The following is a 17915-nucleotide window of genomic DNA, read 5'->3' on the forward strand; positions in this document are numbered from 1 at the left end:
CCCTACTCGATGGTGGAAGTTCTCGCGCCCACCATGATCGACTATGCGCCAGGCGAACTCGCTGCCGAGATGGTGCCGCGGCTGCTCAGCGGTCAAGAACACTGGTGCCAGGGCTTTTCCGAGCCGGGGTCCGGAAGCGACTTGGCGTCGCTGTCCACTCGCGCCGCTCCGCACGGCGACGACTGGATCATCAACGGGCAGAAGGTCTGGACCAGCTACGCGCAGTTCTCCACCCGGTGCGTGCTCCTCACCCGGACAGCGCCCGGCTATGACGGGATCACCGCGTTCTTCGTCGACCTCGACACGCCGGGCATCACCGTCCGTCCGCTGCGCACCATGCACGGTGTGGACGAGTTCTGCGAGGTTTACTTCGACGACGCGGTCGTACCTGCGGAACGCATGCTCGGCCAGCCCGGCGACGGCTGGCGGCTCGCGATGGATCTGCTGCCCTACGAACGGTCGACTTGCTTCTGGCAACGCATCGCCTACCTGTACGCACGGTTCGACGAGCTCATCGCTGAAGCATCCGACCCCGACGAATATCAGCTCGGCGCAGCCTATCTCGCGCTGCACACGCTGCGCTGCCGATCCCGGGCAACCCAACACCGGCTGGCCGACGGCGAACCGTTGGGCCCGCAGACGTCGATCGACAAAGTGTTGCTGGCCGGCGCCGAGCAACGGCTCTACGACACCGTGCGTGATCTGCTGCCCGGAACGCTGGAGCTGGACGACACACCCTGGCGATCCGAATTCCTGTACTCGCGGGCCGCGACGATCTACGGCGGCACCGCCGAGATCCAGCGCAACATCATCGCGCGCCGACTGCTGGATCTGGGTAAGGAGTGAGGGTGGACACCGAGTCCTTGCAGCTCCTGGAAGACGGCTTGCGTAAAACGATGACCGCGACGTCGGGCCAACAGCTCGACACCGCGCTGGCCGAACTCGGCTGGCTCGAGATGCTCGACGAAATACCCGCGGCCGCAGTTCCTTTGGTGTTCCGGCTACTCGGTGAGACCGGTGCCCACGCGCCGGTGCTCAACGACGTCGTTCTGCGTGCGGCCGGTCGCGAAGGCGGAGCCACCCTGCCGCTGCCGTTTGCCGGCGGCTCCTGGATCGTCTGGGAGCGCACCGATCAGGCCAGCTCCACGTTGGGCGACGACATGCCGATACACCGGGTGGCTCAAGGAGATCCGGTGCCGGTGGGGGGCGGACGGCATGCACTCGGCTGGTGGCTGGTGGGCACCAGCCGCGCGATGTTGTCCCTGGCGCGACAGCACGCCTTGGACCGCACGCAGTTCGGTCAACCTATCTCGTCGTTTCAGGCGATCCGGCATCGGCTGGCCGAGACCCTGGTCGCCATCGAAGGTGCGGAGAGCACGCTGGTGGCCTCCGCGGCTGAGCCTGACGAGCTGAGCTTTCTGCTTGCCAAGGCCGCAGCCGGTCGGGCGGCCTTGACCGCGGCGCGGCACTGCCAGCAGGTTCTCGGCGGCATCGGCTTCACCGCCGAGCATGAGCTGCACCGTCACATCAAACGTTCATTAGTTCTGGACGCCATGCTCGGTAGCGCGCGCGAACTGATCCGAGAAGCCGGAGCGGGTGTGCGCGCCAAGGGGTTTGCGCCGCGGCTGATACAGCTCTAGTACCGCTGAATCTCGGGGCGTGCCGCAGGCGCAACCGCGGTTGATCAGACATCAGCGGCCGGTAATTCGCGTTCTGCTTCCATGACGAGCAACGAGAGAATACTATTCTCGTGCAGGGAAAGTTACAATCTCAGACACGTCATCCCGCGAGGGGGCCAGCACACCAATGACACGGCGTTCTCCGGTAGAGTCCAATCATGTTCTCCGCTCGCGGCAATCGTCTGAGCCGCCCGTGACCAGCCCAATCGAAGAGCCGGCCTGGAAGCAGCGTGCAGTTGAGCGGTCGATCAAGACGGCGAAGCTGCGGGCCGCGCAGCGCGTGCAACGTTTCCTGGACGCAGCCCAGGCCATCATCATTGAAAAGGGCAGCACGGACTTTACCGTGCAAGAGGTCGTCGACCGCTCCCGGCAGTCGCTGCGGAGCTTCTACCTGCAGTTTGATGGCAAGCACGAACTGTTGCTCGCGCTGTTCGAAGATGCGTTGAGCCGCTCGGCCGATCAGATTCGCGCCGCTACCGCCAACCACGACGCCCCGATCGAGCGCTTGAAGGTTGCCGTCGAGTTGCTGTTCGAGGCTTCCAGGCCCGACCCGACGGCCAAGAGACCGCTGTTCACCGACTTTGCTCCACGGTTGCTCGTCTCGCATCCCGACGAGGTCAAGATTGCCCATGCTCCGCTTGTCACTTTGCTGACCGAGCTGATGGAAGCTGCAAGCGAGGCCAACGAGCTGCGCGCCGGCATCAACCCGAAGCGGATGGCCGCGATGACCATGCAGACCGTGATGTTCATTGCGCAGTCCAACGGCGGGCCGGACGACGCCACCGTGCATCCCATCACCGCCGATGAGGTCTGGGACTTCTGCTCGCATGGTTTTGTCGGCAAATAGCGGGCGAGAACCGGGGCGGCCGCCTCATTACGCAAAAAGCGTTCGCATAGCGCACCCGACACGCCATCGCGAGAACCATATTCTTGGTTAGCAAGAATACTAAGTAGCGTAAACGGATTCGACGTTGACACCCGCGGGTGGCGGATGACAGAGTTGCCGCAGATTCTCGGCGCTACTGACGATGCGCGCCCAGCGAGAGGCGAAGCTCTGTGACAGTGACTGCACCCGACGGCGTCTACTACGACCCCTACGACGTGGAGATCAATGCCGACCCTTACCAGGCGTTCCGGTCGATCCGCGAAGAGGCGCCGCTGTACTTCAACGAGCAGCATGACTTCTACGCGTTGAGCCGGTTCGCCGATGTCGACCATGCGCTCGTCGACCACGAATTGTTCAGCTCCGCGCGCGGCGCAATCATCGAGCTGATCAAGGCCGACATCGACATTCCACCCGGCGTGCTCATTTTCGAGGATCCACCGATCCACGACGTGCACCGCAAACTGCTGGCGCGTATGTTCACGCCGCGCAAGATCAGCGACCTCGAACCGAAAATCCGCGAATTCTGTGCTCACAGTTTGGATCCCCTGATCGGCGGTGACAGTTTCGACTTCGTCACCGACCTCGGGGCACAGATGCCGATGCGGGTGATCGGCATGCTGCTCGGCGTTCCCGAGGAGTACCAAGAAGCCGCAAGGGATTTGACCAACCATCAGATGCGAACCGAGGCGGGCAAGCCGATGAAGGCGGCAGCCGACGGCATGAACACCGGCGAGTTCTTCGCCGAGTTCATCGACTGGCGCGCCGGGCATCCCTCCGACGACATCATGACCGATCTGCTGAACGTCGAGTTCACCGACGAGAAGGGGACCACGCGGCGGTTGACCCGCGAGGAGCTCCTCACCTACATCAGCGTGGTGTCCGGCGCAGGCAATGAGACCACCACCCGGCTGATCGGCTGGGCGGGCAAAGTGCTCTCCGAGCATCCCGACCAGCGCCGAGAACTGGCCGAGAACCCCGCACTCATTCCCGCGGCCATTGAGGAACTACTGCGCTTCGAGCCGCCGGCCCCGCACGTGGCACGCTACGTAACGCGTGACATCACCTTCTACGGGCAGACGGTGCCGGCGGGCAGCGCCATGATGATGCTGATCGGCGCGGCAAACCGCGATCACCGCCAATTCCCGCCGGACGGCGACGTTTTCGACATTCATCGCGAACCCCGCCAGCATCTCTCCTTCAGCGTCGGCACCCATTACTGCCTGGGCTCGGCATTGGCTCGGTTGGAGGGGCGGATCGCGCTCGAGGAGATCTTGAAGCGATTTCCCGAATGGCAGGTCGACCTCAGCCGTGCCGCATTGTCTCCGACGTCCACCGTGCGTGGCTGGGACACAATGCCGGCAGTCATCGGTGGAGCAATCACAAGTAAGGAAACGAGGTAACGATGGCGGGTCGAGCCGAAGGCAAGGTCGCATTCATCACCGGCGCGGCGCGTGGTCAGGGCCGTGCGCACGCGGTGCGGTTGGCCCAGGAGGGCGCCGACATCATCGCGGTGGACATCTGCAAGAAGATCGACACCGTGGATCTGATCGCCGCCGCCACGCCGGAGGATCTGGCCGAGACCGCAGACCTGGTGAAGGGACACAACCGTCGGATCTACACCGCCGAGGTCGATGTCCGTGACTACGAAGCGCTCAAGGCCGCGGTCGACACCGGCGTCGAGCAGCTCGGCCGGCTCGACATCATCGTCGCCAACGCCGGCATCGGCAACGGCGGCCAGACGCTGGACAAGACCAGCGAACGCGACTGGACCGCCATGATCGACATCAACCTCGGCGGCGTGTGGAAGACCGTGAAAGCCGGTGTGCCACATATCCTTGCGGGCGGAAACGGTGGTTCGATCATCCTCACCAGCTCGGTCGGCGGACTCAAGGCCTATCCGCACACCGGCCACTACGTCGCCGCCAAACACGGCGTGGTCGGCTTGATGCGCACCTTCGCCGTCGAACTCGGCGCGCAGAACATCCGCGTCAACTCGGTGCACCCGACCAACGTCAACACCCCGCTGTTCATGAACGACGGCACGATGCGGCTGTTCCGCCCCGATCTGGAAAACCCGGGCCCCGAGGACATGAAGGTCGTCGGCCAGCTGATGCACACCCTGCCGATCGGCTGGGTCGAGCCCGAGGACATCGCCAACGCGGTGCTGTTCCTGGCGTCCGACGAGGCGCGTTACATCACCGGCGTCACGTTACCGGTCGACGGCGGCAGTTGCCTGAAGTAGCCGGGCCCCCGCCGCGCGCCCAGGCCCATCGGCTACCGTCGCGCCATGAAGGGATTCGAAGGCAAAGGCGCCGTCATCACCGGCGGTGCGAGCGGTATCGGGTTCGCCACCGCGACCGAATTCGCAAGGCGGGGAGCACGTGTCGTGCTCGCCGACGTCGATAAGCCGGCGCTGGAACATGCGGTTGCGCACTTGCAAGCCGAGGGGTTCGAGGCGCACGGCGTGGTGTGTGACGTTCGCTATCTCAAGGAGATGATTAACCTGGCCGACGAGGCATTTCGTCTCCTGGGCCAGGTGGATGTGGTGTTCAGCAATGCCGGCATCGTGGTCGCGGGTCCGATCGCACAGATGACCCACGACGACTGGCGCTGGGTGATCGATATCGACCTGTGGGGCTCGATCCATGCCGTCGAGGCGTTCCTGCCCCGGCTGCTCGAGCAGGGCACCGGCGGCCACGTCGCGTTCACCGCGTCGTTCGCCGGCCTGATGCCCAACGTCGGCCTCGGCGCCTACAGCGTCGCGAAATACGGCGTCGTGGGCCTCGCCGAGAACCTGGCCCGTGAGGTCAAGGACAACGGCATCGGTGTGTCGGTGCTCTGCCCGATGGTCGTCGACACCAAGCTGATGTCCAACTCGGAACGAATCATCGGCGCGGATTACGGGCTGTCGACCACGAGCACCCCGGCGCAGCCGGACACGCTGAACGTCGATGAAGTGGCCCGCATCACCGCCGATGCGATTCTGGCCAACCGCTTGTACGTGTTGCCGCACTCGGCCGCCCGGGCGTCAATCCGTCGCAGATTCGACCGCGTTGACCGGACATTCGACGACCAGGCCGCCGAAGGGTGGAGTCACTAACCTCACTAGCCGGGGCCGCCGGGCGCGTGACCGATCACGCCGTCGGCTTCCAACGCGGCGATCTCGTCGTCGCTCAAGCCGAGCTCGGCCAGCAGCTCGCGGTTGTGCTGACCCAGCAGCGGCGCCGGGTCGAGATGGAACCGCTCGGGGCCGGCCGAAAACCGAACGGGCACTGTGCTGTGTGGCGTGGCTTTGTTGACCGGATGGCCGACGTCCTCGAAGAAGCCGCGGAATTGCAGCTGCGGGATATCGGTCTGGCGATGTGGCTGCATGACTTTAGCCACCGGAACACTCGCATCCCATAAGCATTGGACGATTTCGTCGCTAGTTCGACTTTCGCACCAGGTGCTCAGCTGCTCGTCGATGAGGTCGTGCCATTCTCGACGCCCCTGCGCTGTTGACAGCTTCTGGTCGATCGCCCACTCTGGCCGGCCCAGCGCGCCGCAGAGGCCGGCCCACTGCTCGTCATCGGCGACGGCGATGGCGGCCCAGCTGTCGAGTCGTCCGAACTCGTCGACTTCGACTGAGCGGTAGAGGTTTTGGGGTGCCGCCGCCGGTCCCCGATTGCCCGCTCGCTGCAGCAGCGCCCCGTAGGCCGAGTATTCGATGACCTGTTCGGCGGCGATGTTGAGCGCGGCATCGATCATCGCCGCTTCGATCATGACGCCTCCACCGGTGGCGCGACGGCGCTCCAGCGCGAGCAGCAGCGCGTTGACCGCGTGGATGCCGGCGTTCGGATCGCCGACCGAGTACGGCTCGTAGGGGTTGCGGTCCGGGTAACCGGTCAGCCAGCTCACCCCGGAGGCGGCCTCGATCACATAGGCGAACGCCGGGTTGTCGCGCCACGGCCCGTCCAAGCCGAATCCCGGCATCCGCAGCAGGATTGCGCCCGGCCGGATCGCCTGCAGCGCCGGGAAGTCCAGACCGATCTGGTCGAGCACCCGCGGGGTGAAACTCTCGACGAGTACATCGGAGGTTGCGATCAAGCGGCGCAGCAGGTCCCGGCCCGTCGAAGTCTGCAGGTCGAGGGTCAGCCCCTTCTTGTTGGTGTTCAGCGCGGAGAAGATCGGCGACTTCTCCCACCACTGGTCCTCGGCGACCGGGATGCCGGCGATCAACCGGGCGCCGTCCGGCTTGCGGGTGGACTCGACGTGGATCACCTCGGCCCCGAGCATGGCCAGGAAATGCGTGCAGCTCGGACCCGCCCAGAACGTGGTAATGTCCAGCACGCGTATGCCGTCGAACGGCAACCGCCCGGAGGAAGCTTCGCGTGCCGGCCGCTTAGGGATCGTCGGCGGTGCCTGCCGGTAGTTCGTGGTGTGCTCGCCGAGTCGCGGGGCAGGTTGCGGTGCAACAAGTGTCGCGGGTTGCATCCGATACGGGTGATCGGGTTGACGGAACCCGTTGCGCCGATTCGGAACGAATGAGCCCCGGTGGGCGAAGTGCTCGAGCTCGGTGATGGTGGCGCCGTTGGCTACCGGCGCATTGGGGATCCTGAACGCAGTGGCGAGACCCCGAATGTCATCGACCTGGTGGCGTTCGAACCACGAGTAGATCTCGGCTGCCTTCTCGTTGGCCATCTCCGTGATCGACAACGGCGAGTCCTCGTCGATCCAGTCTTGCCGGCCGATCATCGCGCAGAGGTCGAACCACTGCTGCGCGGTGCCGCACCCGACGTCCACCAAACCGTCTTTGGCGCGGGCGATCCCGGGAACGGTCAGCTTTCGGGCATCCCGCCACGGGCGGCCGAGCATCTGGAAGAACGTGACCGGGTAATAGGTGAGACCCAGGATCTGGGCTTCGAGCATCGACAGATCGAGGAGCTCGCCTGCTCCGGTCTCGAGCTGACGCAGCCGTGAGGCCAGCGTCGCGGCGCTGGCAAAGGCGCCGGCCAGGTAGTCACCGACTCGTCCGCCGACGAATACCGGTGCGCGATCGGCTGATCCGCGGCCTAGCCCGACGATGCCGCCGGACCACGCCTGCAGGGTGAACTCGGTCGCCGGTCGGCCGCTCCACGGACCTTCCAGCCCGAACGGGGTGATCGACGTGACGAGCAGGTGGGGATGCGACTCCCGCACAGCCGCCGGCGGGAATGACTCGGCCACCGATGATCCGCGCGACCACACCACCGCGTCGGCGGCGGCCAGCAGGTCGTCGACGAATGCGGCGTCAGTGTCGGGGTCGGCGACCACGCTGTGCTTGGAGCCGGCCAGGAACTCGAATAACGCGCCGTCGCTGCCGTTTTCGATTACGGCGCCCGACGCCGACCATCGCCGCAGGGGATCGCCCTGTGGCGACTCGATCTTGATCACCCGCGCGCCGCCGTCAGCCAGCAGCTTGGTGCAGTAGGCACCGGCGATACCGGTGGAGAGTTCGACGACGGTGTAGCCATTCAGCGGGCCGGTGTCTGGCGCCACGGCCTAGTCCCTAGGGCTCGATGTCAGGACCTCGGGGCCGTCGGGGGTGATCAACACCGCCTCTCGCCCGAACACGGCGCCGACGCCCGCCTGCCAGACGTAACCGGTGACCGCGAGCACCATGCCCGCCTCCAACCGCTCCTCCGCGGCAGTCGCCGGCAGGTGCTGAGAGACAACGGGCGGGTCGAATCCCAGACCCAGACCCCGCGCGATCGGCATCGGTGGTAGGTCTTCACCCGCAGCCTGGTATGCGACCAGCAGATCGATCGCGGGCGCACACGGTTGACATGCTTCGTAAAGCCTGTCCCACAGCGCATCCCACCGTCGATACAGATCGCCGGCGCCATTGCGTTCGCCGACCGGCCAGGTGCGACCCACCTCACCGGTGTAGCCGCCGTCGAGCACACCGGCCGAAAACGCCACCAGGTCGCCGGCACGAACGATGCCGTCGTCGCTTGCCCGCCGCCACGGGTGCTCGCGTGCGGTCACCCACGCGGCGTCCTGTGTGGACGGTGTGCTGACCCCGCCCGCTGCCATGGCCTCCAACAGCACGCCGGCCAAAGTCTTTTCGCTGATCCCGGGGCGCAGCTCGGCAACGGCCGCGGCCAGGCCGAGCTCGGCCACCCGGATTGCCTCACGCAGCGAGACGACTTCTTCGGGAGTCTTGATCCGTCGGGCAGCACGCATCGCCAGCTCGCCGTCGACCAGCTCGGCGTTCGGGAAGACCATCGGCAGCAGCTGACCAAATCCCGGCGAAAGCGCGTCGGTCCCAACGCGTTTTGCTTCTGCCGCACCGTCGATGCCCTTGAGAACCGAGATGGTGTTCATCGGGTTCCAGGCGATGCCGTACAGATTCTCGTGCGGGATGTCGTCGGGCACGCCCTCATCCCACGTGCTGAGCAAGTGGATCGCGCCGGTCGTGCGGACGACCACACAGGTCGGCCCGAACGGTCGGGTGCCCGCCACCCACAACTGCGGCGCACCGGATACGTAGCGCACGTTCGCCTGCCGCCCCAACACCAGCACGTCGAGGCCGTGCTTTTCCATCTGGGCCAGCGCCCGTTCCCGACGACCGGTGCGCAGCGCGCGGTCGTCGGCCAGAACCTCAGTAACCATCAGCGTTCCCCATAGGGGTCATACGGGTAGTTGGTCAACGGAATCCAGCTTTCCTCGGTGATGACGACGATCTCTTCGCTGCGATAGCCGCCGGTGCCTTCCTCCCACACCACCGGCTCCAGCACCATCACCATTCCCGGTTCCAAGACGAAGTTCTCGTCGAACTGGTCGCCGAGATCTGTTCCGATCATTGGTGTTTCGGCGGCGTTCACGCCGATGCTGTGTCCCAGATAGAAGTGCGGCAGCCAGGGGCGGGTACCGCCGTTGGCTTTGGTCGCCGTGCGGCCCAGCTCGGCGATGGTGGTGCCGCTGCGCGTCACGTCGAGCACGGCGTCCATGATTTCCCGCCACTTGTAAAATTGCGCCTGCTGGCGCGGAGTCGGATCCTGGCCGACCACCCAGGTGCGGCCGAAGTCGGAGCAGTAGCCCTGATAAGTGATGCTGACATCGGTCCACAGCACGTCGCCGACGGCCAGTTCGCGCTCGGTTGTCAACAGCGGCAATGCCAGATCGCCGTGGGTGGTCCACACGCCGTCCACCTTGTACTTCGGCATCACCTGCCAGATCGGCTCCAGCATGCTGGCCATCGCGCCAAGTTCGAACGCGCGGCGCATGAAACTTGCCGACAGGTCGATCTGCCGAATGCCGGGTGCCAACGCGGCCTGCACGTCGACCATCGCCGTGTCGGTGATCCGGCAAGCGATCCGCATGCAGGCCAATTCGTCTGGAGTCTTGATGAGTTTGGCGGCGGCGACGATCTGCGCGGCGTCGACCGGCCGACCGGACCGGAAGAGTCGCTGCTGGCCGCGCCGCATCGCCCCGGTCAGTTCATCGACCGCGATGACGGCCGCGGCGGGAACAAGGTCCTCGACGGTCCGCGCGAAATTCTCCACGCCCTCGTCGAATTCGAGATACACCGGGCCGTGTAGATGGTCGGCCGGCAGGCCCGACTCCGACGAAGCGCCCTCGCGGAACGGCAGGAACAAGTGCGGGTGCGGGTCATCGGCGAGCACTACTGCGACCGGTCGCTCGACGTAGGACAGCCCGGCATCGCCCAACGGCCAGCTTGCCCCGGTTGCGTAGACAACGCTGTTGTTGCCCAACAGAATCAAGGCATCCACGCCGCGATCGGCCATCGCCGCGCGGAGCCGCGCGCCGGTCTCGCGACGCATCCGCTCGAGATCCGGCATCTCCGGAATGTCGAGCGCAGACGACGGTGCTGCCAGGAACGAAGTGGTCGAAGTCATGCAGCGACCTACAGCCCCAGGAACTCGGTGATGTTGCCGCTGACGATGCGGGCGGCCGACTCAGCGCCGACCGCGTCGACGACCGCGCCCAGTGACTTCTCTGAATAGCCGAATGTGCTTTCGTTGTGCGGGTAGTCGCTGGACCACATCACCTTGTCGACGCCGATCTGGTCGATCAATTGCAGCCCCAGCGGGTCGACCATGAACGATGCGCTCATGTGGGTGTCCCAGTAATAGCGCACGTCGTGCTCCAGCGGTCGATTGAACATGTGCTGGTACGAGGCCACCAGATGCTCAGCATCTTGCAAAGCCCATGGTACCCAAGCAATTCCGCCCTCGAACCAGCCGATTCGCAGCCCGGGATGATCGTCGAGGATTCCGGTGAACAGGTACTTGGCAAACTGTTCGCGGAATCCGTCGATGTTGATCATCATGCCGACCACGACGCTGTTGAACTGACATGGGCTCTTGGGCGGCGTCTCCCCGATGTGGTGGCTGATGGGAAGCTCGGCGGCTTCGATCTCGTCCCACACCGGCTTCATCCCGGTGCTGCCGTAGTCGATGGGATTGCCGTCATCGTCCTTGCCCGGGTTCAGCGGGAGCAGGAAGGTCTTCAAACCGAGCGACTTCAGTTCGGCCAGTGTCCGTTTGGTCCCTTCCGGGTCCCACCAGTTGATCAGCCCCGCGCCGTAGAAATGGCCGTCGGACTGCTCCTGCAGCTCGGCGATGTACTCGTTGTAGATGCGAAACGCCAACTCCCGAAGTTTCTTGTCCGGGTAGTGGAAGAGCGCCAAGATGGCGTTGGGGAACGCGAGTTCCTTCTCGACACCGTCCTCACGCAGTTCCTTAATCCGGGCACCGATGTTGGTGCTTGCCGCGCCGGGCAGGTCGTCGTACTGCATGAGCACCGCGCTGAAATCGCCCGGCAGGAACGACTGTCCTTTACGCCCGACTTGGTAGGCACCGTCCTCGTACCAGATGCGCGGCGCCTTGTCTTTGAGATCGTCCGGGAAGCGCTGATAGAAGATGTCGTCGGCCAGCGAAATGTGGTTGTCTGCCGAGAAAATCACCGTGCCTTCGGGCAGGCCCGGGTTGATGCCGATGGCGTGACCGTGCCGATCCTTGGGCGCGCCGAAGCCTCCGGGCGGGTAGAGCGAGGCGGTGCTTGTTCGAGGCGACATCAGTGGTCCTCCAATCGGATCCAGACTTGTTCGACAGTAGTTCTCGCGGATCGGCTGGTGACGGGATTCACCAGGTCACCGGAAGTTCGTAGACGCCGTACGCGAGGCGGTCGTGCTTGAACGGAACGTCGTCGATCGGCACGGCGAGTTCCAGCGTGGGAATGCGGCGGAACAGCGTGTGGAACACGATCTGCAGTTCGGCGCGGGCAAGCTGCTGACCGACGCACTGGTGCCTGCCGTAGCCGAACGCAACGTGCTGGCCGGCGCCCGACCGGTGCAGGTACAGCCGGTCGGGTTCGCTGAATTCCTTGGGATCCCAGTTGGCCGGCGCGTTGTCGATGATGATGCCTTCACCGGCGCGAATGGTTTCACCGGCGATGTCGATGTCCTCGGCGGCGACGCGGCGCTGGCCATTTTGGATGATGGACAGGTAGCGCAGCAGTTCCTCGACCGCGTTGGCAACGACTTTCGCGTCGTCGGTATCCCGCAGCACCGCGGCCTGGTCGGGGTATTGCAGCACGGCCAGCACACCCAGGCCGATCATGTTGGCGGTGGTCTCGTGTCCGGCGATGAGTAAACCGGTACCGAGTTGCGCGGCTTCCTTGACGCTGAGCTCACCGGCGCTGACTCGCTCGGCCAAATCGGACACCGCGTCTTCAGCCGGGGACTCCAACTTCGATTCGACGAGCTGCGCAAGATACTTGTGCAGGCTCATCGCGCCTTTCATGGTGTCTTCGGCGGCGGCATACCGCGCGAGGCCCACATTGGCGTGGTGCTGGAACATCTCGGCGTCCTCGTAGGGCACGCCGAGCAGTTGGCTGATCACCAGCGAGGGCACCGGCAGCGCCAGCGCGCTGACGATCTCGCCGGGTTTCGGCCCGGCCAGCATCGCGTCGATGGCGTCGTCGGTAATCTGTTGGATCGCCGGTCGCAGACCCTCGACCCGCTTGAAGGTGAAGGGCTTGGACAACATTCGCCGGAACGTGGTGTGCTCCTCGGCGTCCGCGGTGAAGACCGACCTGGGACGCTTGTGCACCGTGGAGAGCATGCCCTCGTTCCAATGCGGGAAGCCGGGCCGCCGGTCATCGACGCTGACCCGTGAATCGGAGAACAGCGTCCGCACCTCGTCGTAGCCGGTGATCAGCCATGGTGTGCTGCCGTCCCAGATCTTGACCCTGGACAACGGCCCCGCATCGGCAAGCTCCATCACCTGCGGCGGCGGGGCGAACGGGCAGCCGGCGGCGCGTCCCATCGGATATTCCGGAACGTCAGGGACCGCCTCGGTGGCGCTACCGGTGAGCGTGTCGGACACTTCTCACTCCTCGATGTGGATGGCCAGGGCAGGGCAACCGGCCTCGGCCTTGCGTGCATCGTCAGCGTGCTCGGCGGGCGGGTTCTCGTCCAGCACGACAACGACACCGTCGTCGTCACGCTGATCGAAGATTTCCGGCGCATGCATCACACAGTTTCCCGATGATGCGCATTTGTCTTGATCCACAGTCACTTTCATAATCAGACTTCTTCACTCGTGCCGAGTCACCGGTGCCAGCCACAGGCCGACGACGGCGTCGATGAGCCGGGTCCCTGCGACCTGCCAGGACGACCAGGGCGCGGATGCGCCTGCGGCCAAAGCTCTTTCGCGATCAGCACAGGTGTGCATGAGCAGGTTGCGCGCCATCAGGTTGCGTTCCACCCGGACATCGACCGGCAGCTCGGGCAGAGACCGGTTGATCCCGTCGATCACCTGAACCAGCGATTCAGACGTCAGCGCATCTTTGACGACGATGTTGTAGTAGGCGGGATCGGTCATCACCTGTGCGGCGAACCGCGCATACCAGCTGGGATTGCCCAAAGCCGCCAGATGATCGGTCAGGGGTCGCACCAAGCAGGCGACCCAACTCCGGATGTCTTCGGACTCACACGTCTGCGCAACCATGTCTTCCCGCAAGCGTTCGATGGGCTCCCGGTGCCTTTGCTCAATGGCCCTCACCAAGTCGGTTTTGGTGCCGAAGTGATAGCCGACGGCGGCGTTGTTACCCTGCCCGGCAGCCTCGCTGACCTGGCGATTGGAGACGGCGAAGACCCCGTGCTCGGCGAACAGCCGCTCGGCGGCGGTCAGGATCGCCTCCTGGGTGGTGCTGGCCCGATCACTACGCGCGGCCCTCGCGGTGGTCACCCGGCCAGTCAACGCTGCCGCCCGGGTTAAGTCAAGCGATTGATTTAATTTTTCGGCTCGCTACGCCGACGGAGCACCTTCCCGGCGACGGTGCCGCCGTCGACCGGCAAGACGGTCCCGGTCACGTACCGGGACCGGTCACTGGCCAAGTAGAGCGCGGCCTCGGCGATGTCGTCGGGCGTGCCCTCCCGCTTCAGCGGCCGATCGGCGCGCATCTGCTCGCGGATCGCATGCTCGAAACGCGCGAGCTCCTCTGGCGACTTGCCCGTTTGTGTCGTCTGCAGCAGCGGCGTCGGGATGTTGCCTGGTGCGATGGCGTTGACCCGGACCTCGTAGTGCGCCAACTCGATTGCGGAGGATTTGGTGAACATGATGACGGCCGCCTTGGACGCGCGGTACGTCATCACGCCGCCGCCGGCCTGAATGCCGCCGATCGACGACATGTTGATGATCGACCCGCCGCCACTGGTCGCCATCTGACGTGCCGCGTCGCGGGTGCCGGCCATCACGCCCAACACGTTGACCGACATGACGCGCTGGAAGTCGGCCAGGTCGTCGTCGAGGAAGCTGCGGTGCATCGTGCTGGAGACTCCGGCGTTGTTCACCATCACGTCGAGCCGGCCGAAGGTCGCGACGGCGGCGACGACCAGGGCACTGATCTGGTCGGGCCGAGAAACGTCGGCCAACCGGAAGACCACGTCGCCACCCAGCTTGGCGGCCAGGTCTTCACCCCGCCCACGCTCGACGTCGGCGATCATCACCCGCGCGCCCTCCGTCACGAACTTCTCGACGATCCCGGCACCGATGCCCGACGCGCCGCCGGTGACGATCGCGACCTTGCCGACCAGTTCGTTGACCATGACGAAGAGTTAATCGACGTGACATCGCTTAAGTCAAGTGATTGATTTATCGCGTCCACAACCGAGCCCCAGACGGCGGTGCTACGTTCGGCTTGGTGAGCAGGTTTGTTAACTTCGAATCCTCACAGCGTTGGCTCAAAGCAGCCAGGCTTCCGTATGTCGGCGCTGTCCTGTGGCCCGTGCGGGCCTCGTGGCGCAGTGGAAGTAGTCGTCGACCCGACCGTTCTAAGGAAATGATTTGAAAATCAACCGATTTGGCGCCGCGCTGAGCGTGCTGGCTACCGGTTCGCTCATGCTGTCCGCATGTGGAAACAACAACACCGCGAATGAAGGTGGTGCGACGTCTGGTTCGGCTAGTTCGTCGGCGGCGAACATCAACTGCGGCGGCAAGCACACCCTGAAAGCCAGTGGATCCACCGCCCAGGCGAATGCGATGGCTCGTTTCGTCAACGCGTTCGAACAAGCGTGTTCGGGTCAAACCTTGAACTATACGGCCAACGGCTCGGGTGCCGGGATCAATGAATTCCTGGGCAGCCAAACCGATTTCGGTGGATCCGACGTCGCGCTCAGCGACGACGAACACACCAGGGCACAGCAGCGGTGCGGTTCGCCGGCATGGGATCTGCCGGTGGTGTTCGGCCCGATTGCGGTGACCTACAACGTCACCGGCGCGACCGCACTGAACCTGGACGGCCCCACCACAGCCAAGATCTTCAACGGCACGATCAAGACGTGGAATGACCCGGCCATCACCGCGCTCAACGCCGGCACCGCGCTGCCGGATCTGCCGATCCACGTTGTGTTCCGCAGTGACCAGTCGGGAACGACGGATAACTTCCAGCAGTACCTCGACGGCGCCTCCGACGGTGCCTGGGGCAAGGGCCACGGAAAGTCGTTCAACGGCGGTGTCGGCGAAGGCGCCAAGGGCAACGACGGGACCTCGGCGGCCATCAAGAACACTCCTGGGTCGATCACCTACAACGAATGGTCGTTCGCGCAGGCGCAAAAGCTGAACGTGGCCAAGATCGTCACGTCGGCGGGCCCTGACCCGGTCGCGATCAGCGCCGATTCGGTCGGAAAGACGATCGCCGCGGCAAAGATCAAAGGACAGGGTGACGACCTGATCCTCGACACACTGTCGTTCTACAAGCCGACGCAGCCGGGCGCCTATCCGATCGTGCTGGCGACGTATGAGGTTGTCTGCTCGAAGTATTCGGACAGTCAGGTTGGCACCGCCGTCAAGGCATTCCTGCAGGCCACCATCGGTCCCGGCCAGAATGGTTTGGCGGACAACGGATACATCCCGATCCCTGATGCCTTCAAGTCGAGGTTGTCAACTGCGGTCAACGCCATCGCCTGATCCGGGGCCATCATGCCGACCGCGACAACGCCCACGCTGAGAGCCGGCGGCGGGGCCACGGCAAGGGTGGGCGACCGACTGTTCAAGTCGGTCGCCGCCCTCGCTGGTTCGACGATCACCATCGTGATCGGCCTTATCGCGATATTCCTTCTGGTTCAAGCGATCCCGGCGTTGAGCGCGAACCACGCAAACTTCTTCACCAGCGCGCAATTCAAGACGACCGACGCCAGCAAGCTCGCATTCGGCATTCGTGACCTCTTCATGGTGACGGTGCTGAGCTCAGTCTGGGCGATGGTGCTGGCGGTGCCCGTCGCGATCGGTATCGCGGTATTCCTGACCCAGTATGCGCCGACCAGACTGTCACGCCCGTTCGGCGCGATAGTCGACTTGCTCGCCGCAGTGCCGTCGATCGTCTTCGGGTTGTGGGGGATCTTCGTGTTGGCACCACAACTCGAGCCGATCGAATCCCTGCTCAATCGAGAGCTCGGATGGCTGTTTCTGTTCAAGCCTGGCAACGTTTCACTGGCTGGTGGCGGCAATATCTTCACCGCCGGTGTTGTGCTCGCCGTGATGATCTTGCCCATCATCACCTCGGTATCACGCGAAGTGTTCCGGCAGACGCCGACCATTCACACCGAGGCCGCGCAAGCGCTGGGCGCGACGAAATGGGAAGTGATACGGATGACCGTGCTGCCGTTCGGCCGCAGCGGTGCAGTCGCCGCGTCGATGCTGGGGTTGGGCCGCGCATTGGGCGAAACCGTGGCGGTCCTGATCATCCTGCGTGCGTCCGCTTCTGCCGGTCACTGGTCTCTTTTCGACGGAGGCTACACCTTTGCGTCGAAAATCGCCTCTGCGGCAAGCGAATTCAGTGAGCCGCTGCCCACTGGGGCCTATATCTCGGCCGGGTTCCTACTGTTCGTGCTCACCTTCATCGTCAACGCTGTCGCCCGCGCGATCGTCGGCAGGACGGTCAAGATATGAGCGCCCCTACCCTCGACCTGCCCGTCAAAGCCGCGGCGGTTCAGCCGATCAGCATCGGGCGGCGAATCAAAAACAACGTCGCAGCAGGGTTTTTCGCTGTTTCGTTCATCATCGCGCTGGTACCGCTGATCTGGTTGCTGTGGATCGTCATCAAACGCGGCTCTTATGCCATTACCCAACCCGACTGGTGGAGCCATTCGCTGCGCGGGGTGCTGCCGGAGCAGTTTTCGGGCGGGATCTATCACGCCCTGTACGGCACCGTGACACAGGCCGCGGTAGCGGCCATCATCGCTGTGCCACTGGGATTCATGACCGCGGTGTATCTGGCGGAATATCGGTCCAGCCGACTGGCCCGGTTCACCACGTTCATGGTCGATGTGCTGGCCGGGCTGCCCTCGATCGTGGCGGCATTGTTCATCTTCAGCCTCTGGATTGCCACCATGGGATTTCAGCAGAGCGCTTTCGCGGTGTCACTGGCGTTGGTCCTGTTGATGTTGCCCGTCGTGGTGCGATCCAGCGAAGAGATGCTCCGGCTGGTGCCTAACGACCTGCGAGAAGCGAGTTATGCGTTAGGCATTCCCAAATGGAAAACCACCATGCGGATCGTCGTTCCGATCGCGATGCCGGGCATCATCACCGGCGTGCTGTTGGCGATCGCGCGAGTTATGGGAGAAACCGCGCCGGTGCTGGTGTTGGTCGGCTACAGCCGGTCGATCAACTTCGACATCTTCCATGGCAACATGGCCTCGTTGCCGTTGTTGATCTACTCCGAGCTGAACAACCCCGAACACGCGGGCTTCCTGAGGGTTTGGGGCGCTGCGTTGACACTGATCATCGTGGTGGCAGTGGTGTACCTGCTGGCCGCAGTGGCCAACCGCGTGATCGCAATCCGTCGGCGCTGACCCGAGGCAG

The 17915-nt window shown here is 64.4% G+C and carries 17 protein-coding genes; 9 read left to right on the top strand and 8 right to left on the bottom strand.

Going from position 1 to position 17915, the window contains the following annotated elements; translation table 11 throughout:
- From VGG53_RS05445 to VGG53_RS05470, 6 genes are all read left to right on the top strand, one after another.
- Window positions 1-846, top strand: an 846-nt coding sequence (locus VGG53_RS05445; RefSeq protein WP_331516967.1) for an acyl-CoA dehydrogenase family protein, incomplete at its 5' end; no start/stop codon positions are given.
- Window positions 847-896: 50 nt separating this feature from the next.
- Window positions 897-1640 carry an acyl-CoA dehydrogenase family protein gene (locus VGG53_RS05450; protein WP_331517000.1) on the top strand — a complete coding sequence of 248 codons (744 nt, stop codon included), beginning with the start codon at window positions 897-899 and terminating at the stop codon, window positions 1638-1640.
- Between the two features lie 232 nt (window positions 1641-1872).
- Window positions 1873-2526 carry a TetR/AcrR family transcriptional regulator gene (locus VGG53_RS05455; protein ID WP_331516968.1) on the top strand — a complete coding sequence of 218 codons (654 nt, stop codon included), beginning with the start codon at window positions 1873-1875 and terminating at the stop codon, window positions 2524-2526.
- A gap of 209 nt (window positions 2527-2735) precedes the next feature.
- Entirely contained in the window at window positions 2736-3965 is a 1230-nt protein-coding gene (locus VGG53_RS05460) for a cytochrome P450 (protein ID WP_331516969.1), read from the top strand.
- Window positions 3966-3967: 2 nt separating this feature from the next.
- On the top strand, window positions 3968-4807 hold the full coding sequence (locus VGG53_RS05465) for a mycofactocin-coupled SDR family oxidoreductase (protein WP_331516970.1): 840 nt from the start codon (window positions 3968-3970) through the stop codon (window positions 4805-4807).
- Between the two features lie 45 nt (window positions 4808-4852).
- Entirely contained in the window at window positions 4853-5665 is an 813-nt protein-coding gene (locus VGG53_RS05470) for an SDR family NAD(P)-dependent oxidoreductase (RefSeq protein ID WP_331516971.1), read from the top strand.
- 5 nt (window positions 5666-5670) lie between these two features.
- Here the strand turns inward: VGG53_RS05470 and VGG53_RS05475 are convergent, their stop codons facing one another.
- The 8 genes from VGG53_RS05475 to VGG53_RS05510 all read right to left on the bottom strand — a co-directional run bounded on the left by VGG53_RS05475 (window position 5671) and on the right by VGG53_RS05510 (window position 14662).
- On the bottom strand, window positions 5671-8082 hold the full coding sequence (locus VGG53_RS05475; RefSeq protein ID WP_331516972.1) for a CoA transferase: 2412 nt from the start codon (window positions 8080-8082) through the stop codon (window positions 5671-5673).
- A 3-nt stretch (window positions 8083-8085) separates the two neighbouring features.
- A complete protein-coding gene (locus VGG53_RS05480) occupies window positions 8086-9198 on the bottom strand; it encodes a M24 family metallopeptidase (RefSeq protein ID WP_331516973.1) in 1113 nt (370 codons plus the stop codon).
- Window positions 9198-10445, bottom strand: coding sequence for a Xaa-Pro peptidase family protein (locus VGG53_RS05485; RefSeq protein WP_331516974.1), 1248 nt, complete (start codon window positions 10443-10445; stop codon window positions 9198-9200). Before VGG53_RS05485 ends, VGG53_RS05480 begins: the two co-directional genes overlap by 1 nt.
- 8 nt (window positions 10446-10453) lie before the next feature.
- A complete protein-coding gene (locus tag VGG53_RS05490; RefSeq protein WP_331517001.1) occupies window positions 10454-11515 on the bottom strand; it encodes an amidohydrolase family protein in 1062 nt (353 codons plus the stop codon).
- Between the two features lie 178 nt (window positions 11516-11693).
- Window positions 11694-12938, bottom strand: a complete 1245-nt coding sequence (locus VGG53_RS05495; RefSeq protein ID WP_331516975.1) for a cytochrome P450 — start codon at window positions 12936-12938, stop codon at window positions 11694-11696.
- 3 nt (window positions 12939-12941) lie between these two features.
- Window positions 12942-13136 (bottom strand): ferredoxin, encoded by a 195-nt coding sequence (locus VGG53_RS05500; protein ID WP_331516976.1) that lies wholly within the window; start codon window positions 13134-13136, stop codon window positions 12942-12944.
- A 12-nt stretch (window positions 13137-13148) separates the two neighbouring features.
- Window positions 13149-13802 carry a TetR family transcriptional regulator gene (locus VGG53_RS05505; protein ID WP_331516977.1) on the bottom strand — a complete coding sequence of 218 codons (654 nt, stop codon included), beginning with the start codon at window positions 13800-13802 and terminating at the stop codon, window positions 13149-13151.
- A 44-nt stretch (window positions 13803-13846) separates the two neighbouring features.
- Window positions 13847-14662 carry an SDR family oxidoreductase gene (locus VGG53_RS05510; RefSeq protein WP_331516978.1) on the bottom strand — a complete coding sequence of 272 codons (816 nt, stop codon included), beginning with the start codon at window positions 14660-14662 and terminating at the stop codon, window positions 13847-13849.
- A 238-nt stretch (window positions 14663-14900) separates the two neighbouring features.
- On the opposite strand from VGG53_RS05510, the gene pstS reads away from it, so the two are divergent.
- Genes pstS through pstA form a run of 3 tightly spaced genes read left to right on the top strand, consistent with a single transcriptional unit; the run spans window position 14901 to window position 17905 of the window.
- Window positions 14901-16022 (top strand): phosphate ABC transporter substrate-binding protein PstS, encoded by a 1122-nt coding sequence (pstS, locus tag VGG53_RS05515; protein WP_331516979.1) that lies wholly within the window; start codon window positions 14901-14903, stop codon window positions 16020-16022.
- A gap of 12 nt (window positions 16023-16034) precedes the next feature.
- Entirely contained in the window at window positions 16035-17003 is a 969-nt protein-coding gene (gene pstC / locus VGG53_RS05520; RefSeq protein WP_331516980.1) for a phosphate ABC transporter permease subunit PstC, read from the top strand.
- The gene (gene pstA, locus VGG53_RS05525) at window positions 17000-17905 is read left to right on the top strand and encodes a phosphate ABC transporter permease PstA (protein WP_331516981.1); all 906 of its coding nucleotides are present in this window, start codon (window positions 17000-17002) and stop codon (window positions 17903-17905) included. Before pstC ends, pstA begins: the two co-directional genes overlap by 4 nt.
- The last annotated feature ends 10 nt before the right edge of the window (window positions 17906-17915 follow it).

Origin of the sequence: Mycobacterium sp. (assembly GCF_036490025.1) — a bacterium.
Lineage (GTDB): Bacteria > Actinomycetota > Actinomycetes > Mycobacteriales > Mycobacteriaceae > Mycobacterium.